Annotated in this window: 8 protein-coding genes and 6 tRNA genes; 7 read left to right on the forward strand and 7 right to left on the reverse strand. The window is 72.9% G+C overall.

The annotated features are described in order from the left end of the window. Positions 1-73: 73 nt before the first annotated feature. The 3 genes from ABZ885_RS01290 to ABZ885_RS01300 all read right to left on the reverse strand — a co-directional run bounded on the left by ABZ885_RS01290 (position 74) and on the right by ABZ885_RS01300 (position 1,048). A tRNA-Val gene (locus tag ABZ885_RS01290) sits at positions 74-145 on the reverse strand. Positions 146-378: 233 nt separating this feature from the next. Then, positions 379-450 (reverse strand) — tRNA-Val (locus tag ABZ885_RS01295). 115 nt (positions 451-565) lie between these two features. After that, the gene (locus ABZ885_RS01300) at positions 566-1,048 is read right to left on the reverse strand and encodes a TIGR02611 family protein (protein WP_360181790.1); all 483 of its coding nucleotides are present in this window, start codon (positions 1,046-1,048) and stop codon (positions 566-568) included. Between the two features lie 260 nt (positions 1,049-1,308). On the opposite strand from ABZ885_RS01300, the gene ABZ885_RS01305 reads away from it, so the two are divergent. Continuing rightward, complete coding sequence (locus ABZ885_RS01305; RefSeq protein ID WP_030056266.1) at positions 1,309-1,722, forward strand: SsgA family sporulation/cell division regulator; 414 nt, start codon at positions 1,309-1,311, stop codon at positions 1,720-1,722. A 386-nt stretch (positions 1,723-2,108) separates the two neighbouring features. Then, entirely contained in the window at positions 2,109-2,684 is a 576-nt protein-coding gene (locus ABZ885_RS01310; protein ID WP_360181793.1) for a CGNR zinc finger domain-containing protein, read from the forward strand. A 69-nt stretch (positions 2,685-2,753) separates the two neighbouring features. Here ABZ885_RS01310 and ABZ885_RS01315 read toward each other — a convergent pair whose 3' ends face one another. Beyond that, positions 2,754-3,254: a hypothetical protein gene (locus tag ABZ885_RS01315; RefSeq protein ID WP_360181796.1), complete on the reverse strand. Its 501-nt coding sequence runs from the start codon at positions 3,252-3,254 to the stop codon at positions 2,754-2,756. Between the two features lie 131 nt (positions 3,255-3,385). Between ABZ885_RS01315 and ABZ885_RS01320 the strand changes: the two genes are divergently transcribed. Beyond that, positions 3,386-3,886 carry a DsbA family protein gene (locus ABZ885_RS01320; protein WP_360181799.1) on the forward strand — a complete coding sequence of 167 codons (501 nt, stop codon included), beginning with the start codon at positions 3,386-3,388 and terminating at the stop codon, positions 3,884-3,886. A 48-nt stretch (positions 3,887-3,934) separates the two neighbouring features. Here the strand turns inward: ABZ885_RS01320 and ABZ885_RS01325 are convergent, their stop codons facing one another. The 3 genes from ABZ885_RS01325 to ABZ885_RS01335 all read right to left on the reverse strand — a co-directional run bounded on the left by ABZ885_RS01325 (position 3,935) and on the right by ABZ885_RS01335 (position 6,835). Continuing rightward, positions 3,935-4,783 carry a GNAT family N-acetyltransferase gene (locus tag ABZ885_RS01325; protein WP_360181802.1) on the reverse strand — a complete coding sequence of 283 codons (849 nt, stop codon included), beginning with the start codon at positions 4,781-4,783 and terminating at the stop codon, positions 3,935-3,937. Positions 4,784-4,844: 61 nt separating this feature from the next. Continuing rightward, on the reverse strand, positions 4,845-5,675 hold the full coding sequence (locus ABZ885_RS01330) for an aminodeoxychorismate lyase (RefSeq protein ID WP_360181805.1): 831 nt from the start codon (positions 5,673-5,675) through the stop codon (positions 4,845-4,847). A 110-nt stretch (positions 5,676-5,785) separates the two neighbouring features. Continuing rightward, on the reverse strand, positions 5,786-6,835 hold the full coding sequence (locus ABZ885_RS01335; RefSeq protein WP_360181808.1) for a chorismate-binding protein: 1,050 nt from the start codon (positions 6,833-6,835) through the stop codon (positions 5,786-5,788). Positions 6,836-7,167: 332 nt separating this feature from the next. On the opposite strand from ABZ885_RS01335, the gene ABZ885_RS01340 reads away from it, so the two are divergent. From ABZ885_RS01340 to ABZ885_RS01355, 4 genes are all read left to right on the forward strand, one after another. Continuing rightward, positions 7,168-7,240: transfer RNA gene (locus tag ABZ885_RS01340), tRNA-Gly, on the forward strand. Positions 7,241-7,280: 40 nt separating this feature from the next. Continuing rightward, positions 7,281-7,354: transfer RNA gene (locus ABZ885_RS01345), tRNA-Cys, on the forward strand. Between the two features lie 34 nt (positions 7,355-7,388). Next, positions 7,389-7,460, forward strand: a tRNA-Val gene (locus ABZ885_RS01350). Between the two features lie 41 nt (positions 7,461-7,501). After that, a tRNA-Val gene (locus ABZ885_RS01355) sits at positions 7,502-7,573 on the forward strand. Positions 7,574-7,676 lie beyond the last annotated feature (103 nt).

Here is a 7,676-nt window from a genome sequence, read left to right on the forward strand (position 1 = left end):
GGCCCGCCGTGGTTGGTCCGCGAACGCCGCAGGCCCTGACCGGTCTTCCGATCAGGGCCTGCGTGCTGTCCGGTGGGCGATACTGGGATCGAACCAGTGACCCCTTCGGTGTGAACGAAGTGCTCTCCCGCTGAGCTAATCGCCCGGGCAACGAGAAGAACAGTAGCACCATTCGGGGGGTGTCGTACAACTCGGCCCCGTCGCGGACTGCCGACGCACCTGCAGGACTTGCACTCCGGACGGAAGATGACTGCGCCTCAGCCCGATTCCGGGGGAACTTCCGAGCAGTTGTTCAGGCGGCTGTTCCGCGTATTACGGAAATACATGTGAGGCCCAGCCGATAATCGACTGGGCCTCACATATCACAATGCATTCCGGTGGGCGATACTGGGATCGAACCAGTGACCCCTTCGGTGTGAACGAAGTGCTCTCCCGCTGAGCTAATCGCCCGGGTGCAGGGAAAACATTACCGCATCCGGCGGGGTGCTCCGAACACCCCGCTCCCCGGGCACCCCGTCCGCCCGGTCCCCCGGACGGCCCACACCGGTGGCGGCCGCCCCGGGGGTCAGTGCTCGTTGATCTTCCACGGCATGACCAGCCCGTACTCGGCCAGGTACCAGGCGCCGATCCCGGCGATCACCACGAGGCCGATCACGGTGAGCGTGATGTTGCGCCGGCGGACCTTCGGGTCCAGCGCCTTCTGGGCGGCCTCGGCGACCTTGCGGCGGGTCCAGCGCAGGACCAGCTGGGCCCAGACGAACTCGGTCGCCCAGATGCCCATGCCCAGGAAGATGACCACCCAGCCCGGGCCGGGCAGCGGCAGCAGGACCACGCCGAACGCGACCACGGCGAGCCCGGCCAGGAAGACCGCCACCTGCCAGCTCAGGTGGAGCGGCCGGGACCGCCGGATGAAGTGCGGCGCGCGCGAGCCGAGCGGACGGCCACCGTCCGCGCCGGCGTCCTCCCGGCCCTCGTCCCGACCGTCGTCCCGGCCCTCGTCCCGGCCCTCGTCCTCCGCCCCCGGCTGTGCTCCCGTGTCCTCCGGCACGACCGCCTCTCCCGTTCTCGAGTTCCCGCCCGCGTTCCCGCGCGCCTTGTCGCTTCGCACAGTCATGCCAGGAAACTAACCGAGAACCGCCCCGTTAATGCCCAGGCGGGCGCGCTGTGCCGATTCCGCAATGCGCCGTAAGGGGTACGACTCGCGCCCGAATCGGGACAGAGGGGTTTACATCGGTCCCGGAGGTGGGATGGTCCGTTCGCCGACGTGCGATTCCCCGAGCGCACACTGAGCGAAAGGCCATGGCGCTTATGAACACCACGGTCAGCTGCGAGCTGCACCTGCGCCTCATCGTGTCCAGCGAGTCATCACTGCCCGTCCCCGCGGGCCTGCGCTACGACACCGCCGACCCCTATGCCGTGCACGCCACGTTCCACACCGGCGCCGACGAGACCGTGGAGTGGGTGTTCGCCCGAGATCTCCTTGCGGAGGGGCTGCACCGACCCACCGGTACCGGCGACGTCCGGGTGTGGCCCTCGCGCAGCCACGGGCAAGGGGTGGTCTGCATCGCGCTGAGCTCTCCGGAAGGAGAAGCCCTGCTGGAGGCCCCGGCCCGGGCGCTTGAGTCGTTCCTCAAGCGGACGGACGCCGCCGTGCCCCCCGGCACCGAACACCGTCACTTCGACCTCGACCGGGAGCTGTCCCACATCCTCGCCGAAAGCTGACCCCGACCGGAAGGCGGTCACGCCCCGCTGTCGACGGGGCCGCACCTCCTGCCGTCACACCGCAGCCGTCCTACTCGGGGGCACGGCCGCAGACTCAGCCGCGCACGACGCGGTCTCGGGGCCGGTGAACGGTCCCGCTCCCATCCGGAGCGGGCACGGCACCGCAGGCGCCCGGCACCGGAGCCGGCCATCCAACGGGTGGCCGGCCTCGTTGCCGGGCGCCGCCGTCTTTCCGGGCAGCCGGGCGGCCCCGGCCGGCCCGTACGGACGTGCAGCGGGCGCACGGCCCTTCGGGAGAAGCTCCGCCGGGCGCGGCGGGGCCGGTAAGGTCTGGGTTGACCGTAGACGCGGGGTGCCGACGGCCCCCTCCGCGCGAGGAGCCCCACGTGCTGATCACCCATGACACCGAGTGCGCGCTGAGCATCCTCGTCGAGCTGCTCAACACCGCACCCGAGGTGTGCGGCACCGAGCTGCTGCCCGACGTGGCCGCACTGGACGCCTTCGTGGTCCGCCAGGAGATCAGCGAGGTCGACTCGCTGACCGAGGACGACCTGCGCAACGTGCACCAGCTGCGCTCCCGGCTGCGCGAGGTGTTCGGCACCGAGGGCACCGCCGAGGCCGCCGAGCTGGTCAACGCCCTGGTCGCCGACGCCGGCACCACGCCCCGGCTGACCAACCACGACCACCACGGGTGGCACATCCACTACTTCGCGCCGCACGCCGCGCTGCACGACCACCTCGCGGCCGAGCTGGGCATGGCGCTGGCCTTCATCCTGACCGCGGGCGAGCGCGAGCGGCTGCGCCGCTGCGAGGCGCCGGACTGCGCGCGCGTCTTCGTGGATCTCTCGCGCAACCGCTCCCGCCGCTACTGCGACAGCCGCACCTGCGGCAACCGGCTGCACGTCGCGGCCTACCGGGCCCGGCAGCGCTCGGCCGAGGCCGAGGCCGTGACCTCGGCCTGAAGCCACTGAGGTCCCTGGGACTCCCGAGGCGCCCGGGGGTGCTGGGGGTACTGGGGCCGGCCGTGGTGCTCAGATGCCGCGACGGCGCAGGATCTCCTCGATGTCGGCGAATTCGCCGCCGAGTCCGTCGTCCCGCTTCCCGGCCTTCGCCGGCTTGTCGGCCTTCCCTGTCTTCCCTGCCTTCCCGGCCTTCCCGGCCGGCGGTCGCGCGGGCGCAGCGGGGACGGCGGGCCGTGCGGGGGCCGGTCCGGTGGCTGCCGGGCCGGGCTCGGCGTGGTCCACGGCGCGGCGGCCCACCCAGCGGGTGGTGGCCAGCAGGCCGGCCGAGACGGCGAGGAGCGCGATGCCCGTCCAGACGCGCGGGTCGAAGACCAGCGCGGTGGCCCAGTCGGCGATCTCGCTGCCGATCGTCCGCGCCACCGGGAAGAGGCCGGTCAGGTAGAGCCCGGCCGGCAGCAGCGCCACGGCGAACCAGCGGGTCGCGGAGAGGTAGCGCCGGCGGTACGCGCGCAGCCCGGCCACGGCCACCCCGGCGGCGGTGAGCGCGAAGCTGACGGCCGCCGTCAGCACGGCCCCACCCGGGCCGGGCCGGACGTGCTGGTCATCCTGGTCGTTCCGGTCATCGGACCTCCCGTCGCTCGGACCGGCACCCGGGCGCACCGCCGGAACGGCGCCGGGCCCACTAGTGGAACACTGGGGACATGATCGAAGGTTCCCTCCCCCGCCTCGAGTTCTGGTGCGAGCTCCAGTGCCCGGACTGCCGCACCGCCCTGGACGACGTACGGGCGCTGCGTGCCGAGTACGGCGACGCGCTCGCGATCGAGCTGCGTCACTTCCCGCTGGAGAAGCACAAGCACGCGTACGCCGCGGCGCAGGCCGCCGAGGAGGCGTTCGCGCAGGGGCTGGGCTGGCCGTACGTGGAGGCGCTGCTGGCGCGGGTCGGGGAGCTGGACGCGCGCGGCGAGGAGGTGCTGCTGGAGGTCGCCCGCGAGGTCGGGGTGGACGCCGGCGAGGTCGACACGGCGCTGGTCGACGGCCGGCACACGCTGATCGTGGACGCCGACCAGGCCGAGGGCAAGGCGATCGGGGTCACCGGTACGCCGACGTACGTGATCGCCGGGCAGCGGCTGGACGGCGGGAAGAGCCAGGACGGCCTGCGGGAGCGGATCAGGGCCGTCATCGAGGCCGCGAAGGCGTCCTGACGCCTCCTGATGCGCCGTCAACTTCGTTGCCGTGCTCGGAGTACCGCTTCAGAGCAGCGGCTTGCCGTAGACCCGGTTGGTGATCCGGTAGCCGAGTGACTCGTAGAGCCGGATCGCGACCTGGTTGCCGGTGAAGACGTTCAGGCCGAGGTCGTGCACGCCCGCCGCCAGGCACTCGCGTTCGGCGAGCAGCATCAGGGAGCGGCCGTGGCCCTTCCCCCGGTGGGCCTCGGCCACCTCCACGACCATCACCCAGGCGAGCGGCCCGCCGTCGGGCAGGTCGCGGACCCGCAGGGCCAGCCAGAGGGCGCCCAGCGGGTCCGGGCCGTCCCCGTCCCCGTAGAGGCGGCGCAGGGCCACGCCGGGGGTGTCGGCGCCCTGCGGCAGCAGGTGGACGTGGTCGGCGTCCGACTTGGCGCGCGCCTGAGCCTCGTCGAGGCCGGAGGAGACCAGGTCGCGGAGGTAGCCCTCCTTCGCCTCGGCGAGCCAGCCGGGGAAGTCCTCGGCGTCGATCCGGCGCGGCCGGAGGCCGGCGGGCAGCGCGGGTGCGGCGGTCAGGCGCTTGGCCATGTTCCGCATCCGCTCGGTATAGCCGAGGGTGGCGGCGAGGCCGCGGGCCGGCAGCGCCGCCTCCGGGATGTCGGCGTCCACCCGGGAGCAGCCCCAGCTGCGCAGGACCTCTTCGGCGGCCAGGGCGCCGAAGGTGCCGCGCCCGCGGCCGCGGCCCTCGCTGACCTCCAACTCCGAGATCTCTCCCCAGAGTTGGGGGCCGCGGGGAACGCTGGTGGTGCGCAGTGCGCCGACCGGGCGGCCGTTGGCGCAGATCTGCCAGCGTCTGGTGCGGCCGCCGGCGGTGGTGGGTGACTCCGGGCCCTCGGGGCGCAGCGTGGTCGTCATGTCGGGGTCCCTTCCCCACCGCGCGGGTGTTCTATCCGCCGGACCGGCGAACCGTCGCGGATCAGGGGTCGAGGTCGTCGCCGCTGCGCTCGGCGAAGACGGCCATCGCCTTGGCGGTGACCGGTCCGGGGCCCGGGAGTTCGCGGTCGTCGACGCGGGTGACGGCCTGGACGTCGCGCAGGGTGGAGGTCAGGAAGATCTCCTCGGCCTCGTGCAGCGCCTCGAGCGGCAGGTCGGTCTCCTCGGCGCCGCACCAGTCGATGACGAGCCGGCGGGTGATGCCGGCCAGGCAGCCGGAGGCGAGGGTGGGGGTGAGCAGCCGGCCGCCGAGGACGACGAAGACGTTGGAGCCGGTGCCCTCGCAGAGCCGGCCGGCGGTGTTGGCGAACAGTGCCTCGGAGGCGCGGACGCGGTGGGCCGCGGCGAGCGCGACGACGTTCTCCGCGTACGAGGTGGTCTTGAGGCCGGCGACGGCGCTGTGCTCGTTGCGGCGCCAGGGGACGACGGCGACGGCGGTGGTGTCGGGGCGGCGGGTGGCGGTGCCGAGGGAGGCGACCAGGGTGGGGGTGTCGTCGCCGCGTTCGGAGCCGAGCGGGGCGGCGCCGCCGGTGTAGGTGAGGCGCAGGCGGCCGAGCGGCATCGGGTTGGCGGCGAGGACCTGGGCGCAGGCCTCGCGGACCAGGTCGTGGTCCGGGTCGGGCAGGCCGAGGCCGCGGGCGGAGCGGGTCAGCCGGTCGAGGTGGCGGGTGAGCGCGAAGACCTGGCCGTCGACGGCCTTCAGGGTCTCGAAGACCCCGTCCCCGGTGGTGAGTCCGTGGTCGAGGACGGAGACGGCGGCGTCGGCGGAGTCGACGAGTGCGCCGTTGACCCAGCTCGTGGTCGGGTGCTGCATCGAGGGCTGCTCCTCAAGGCGGTTGTGCGGAGGTGGCGGGGCGGTGCGGCCCCGGCGCGGGGTGGGTGGGTCCGGCGTCGGACCGGGCAGGGGGTGGGGCGCCGCGGTCCTCAGTCGGTTCCGGCGCCCGACGCTATCGCGACCAGGCGGGCGGCCTTCAGTTCGGTTTCCGCCCACTCGCGCTCGGGGTCGGAGCCCCAGGTGATGCCGGCGCCGGTGCCGAACCGCAGCAGCGGTGCGCCGGGGTCGGTGCGGTCGATCCAGAAGGTGCGGATGCCGACGGCGAGTTCGCCTTCTCTTCGGTCGGCGTCGACCCAGCCGACCGCTCCGCAGTAGGGGCCGCGGGGGGCGGTCTCCAGGGCGTCGATGATCCGCAGGGCGCTGGACTTGGGGGCGCCGGTGACCGAGCCGGGCGGGAAGGTCGCGTCCAGCAGCCCGGGCCAGCCGGCGTCCGCGCGCAGGGTGCCCTGGACGGTGGAGACCAGGTGGACCAGGCCGGGGTGCTTCTCGACGGCGCAGAGGTCGGGGACGGTGACCGTGCCGGTCTCGCAGACCCGGCCGAGGTCGTTGCGGACCAGGTCGACGATCATCACGTTCTCGGCGTGGTCCTTCTCCAGCAGGTCGGCCTCGGTGCGGCCGGTGCCCTTGATCGGGCCCGAGGAGACGGTGCCGCCGTCGCGGCGGAGGTAGAGCTCGGGCGAGGCGGTGGCGATCTCGACGCCGTGCGCGGGCAGGCGGATCGTTCCGGCGTAGGGGGCCGGGTTCCCGTGGGCGAGGAGTCCGGTGAGGGCGTCGACGTCGGTGCGGGCCGGGTCGGGCAGCGGCGCGGTGAGCACGCGGCAGAGGTTGGCCTGGTAGACCTCGCCGGCCGCGATGTGCTCGCGGATCCGGCGGACGCCCGCGGTGTAGGCGGCGCGGTCGAGGGAGCTGTGCCAGCCGTCGGCGGCCGGTCCGCGCCAGCCCGCGCCGGACGGGGGCGCCGGGGCGGGGCGGAGGTCGTCGAAGCGGGCGCAGGTGAGCCGGCCCTCGAAGTCGTAGGCGACGGCCCAGAAGCCGGAGGAGTCGAGGGCCGCCGGGTCCGAGGTCACGTCGCGCAGCCCGGTGGCGAGGCGGCCGCCGAAGCGGGCGAGCGGGCTGAGGGGGTCGGGCTGGCCGGACACGGTTCTCCTGCACGGGGTGGGGCTGGGCTGCGGTGCCTGAAGTGTAGGTCGGGGGTGTCAGGGGGCTCAGGGGTGCCGGGGCTGCGCCGTAGGGGGCGTGAGCAGCGGCGGGCGTCGCGCGGGTGTGCGCCGGGTGGCCCGCGGATGATCATCCGGAACCGCCGCTGGTGGGGGCCGGTGGCCCCGTCGGACGGCCCCCGGGAGGGCGCTCGGCGGGCATCCCCGCGGCACGCTGCGGGAACGGATTTTTAGCTGGCCCGGGAATCCGCTAGAGTTCAACACGTCGCCAGGGAGCGCAGCCGAAGAAAAGCGGTGAAGATCCCGGGAGACAGGCGGACGTGGCTCAGTTGGTAGAGCATCACCTTGCCAAGGTGAGGGTCGCGAGTTCGAATCTCGTCGTCCGCTCGATGGAGAACAGTGTAAGATCGTTCTTCGTGTGTTGCCTGGTGGAGTGGCCGAGAGGCGAGGCAACGGCCTGCAAAGCCGTGTACACGGGTTCAAATCCCGTCTCCACCTCCAAGAGGATCACCCGGTTCCACCGGGAGACCTCCCCGCGCGATTAGCTCAGCGGGAGAGCACTACCTTGACACGGTAGGGGTCACTGGTTCAATCCCAGTATCGCGCACGTCGGATCCTTCGGGGTCTGCTGCAGGACCGCCACACCAGGCGCGATTAGCTCAGCGGGAGAGCACTACCTTGACACGGTAGGGGTCACTGGTTCAATCCCAGTATCGCGCACGTCGGGCCCTTCGGGGTCTGCTGCAGGACCGCCACACCAGGCGCGATTAGCTCAGCGGGAGAGCACTACCTTGACACGGTAGGGGTCACTGGTTCAATCCCA

The sequence above is a fragment of the Kitasatospora sp. NPDC047058 genome (assembly GCF_040643935.1).
Lineage (GTDB): Bacteria > Actinomycetota > Actinomycetes > Streptomycetales > Streptomycetaceae > Kitasatospora.

Coding starts and splice junctions, on each gene's coding strand:
- ABZ885_RS01305 (WP_030056266.1), top strand. CDS start 1,309: ATGAACACCACGGTCAGCTGCGAGCTGCACCTGCGCCTCATCGTGTCC.
- ABZ885_RS01320 (WP_360181799.1), top strand. CDS start 3,386: ATGATCGAAGGTTCCCTCCCCCGCCTCGAGTTCTGGTGCGAGCTCCAG.
- ABZ885_RS01325 (WP_360181802.1), bottom strand. CDS start 4,783: ATGACGACCACGCTGCGCCCCGAGGGCCCGGAGTCACCCACCACCGCC.
- ABZ885_RS01330 (WP_360181805.1), bottom strand. CDS start 5,675: ATGCAGCACCCGACCACGAGCTGGGTCAACGGCGCACTCGTCGACTCC.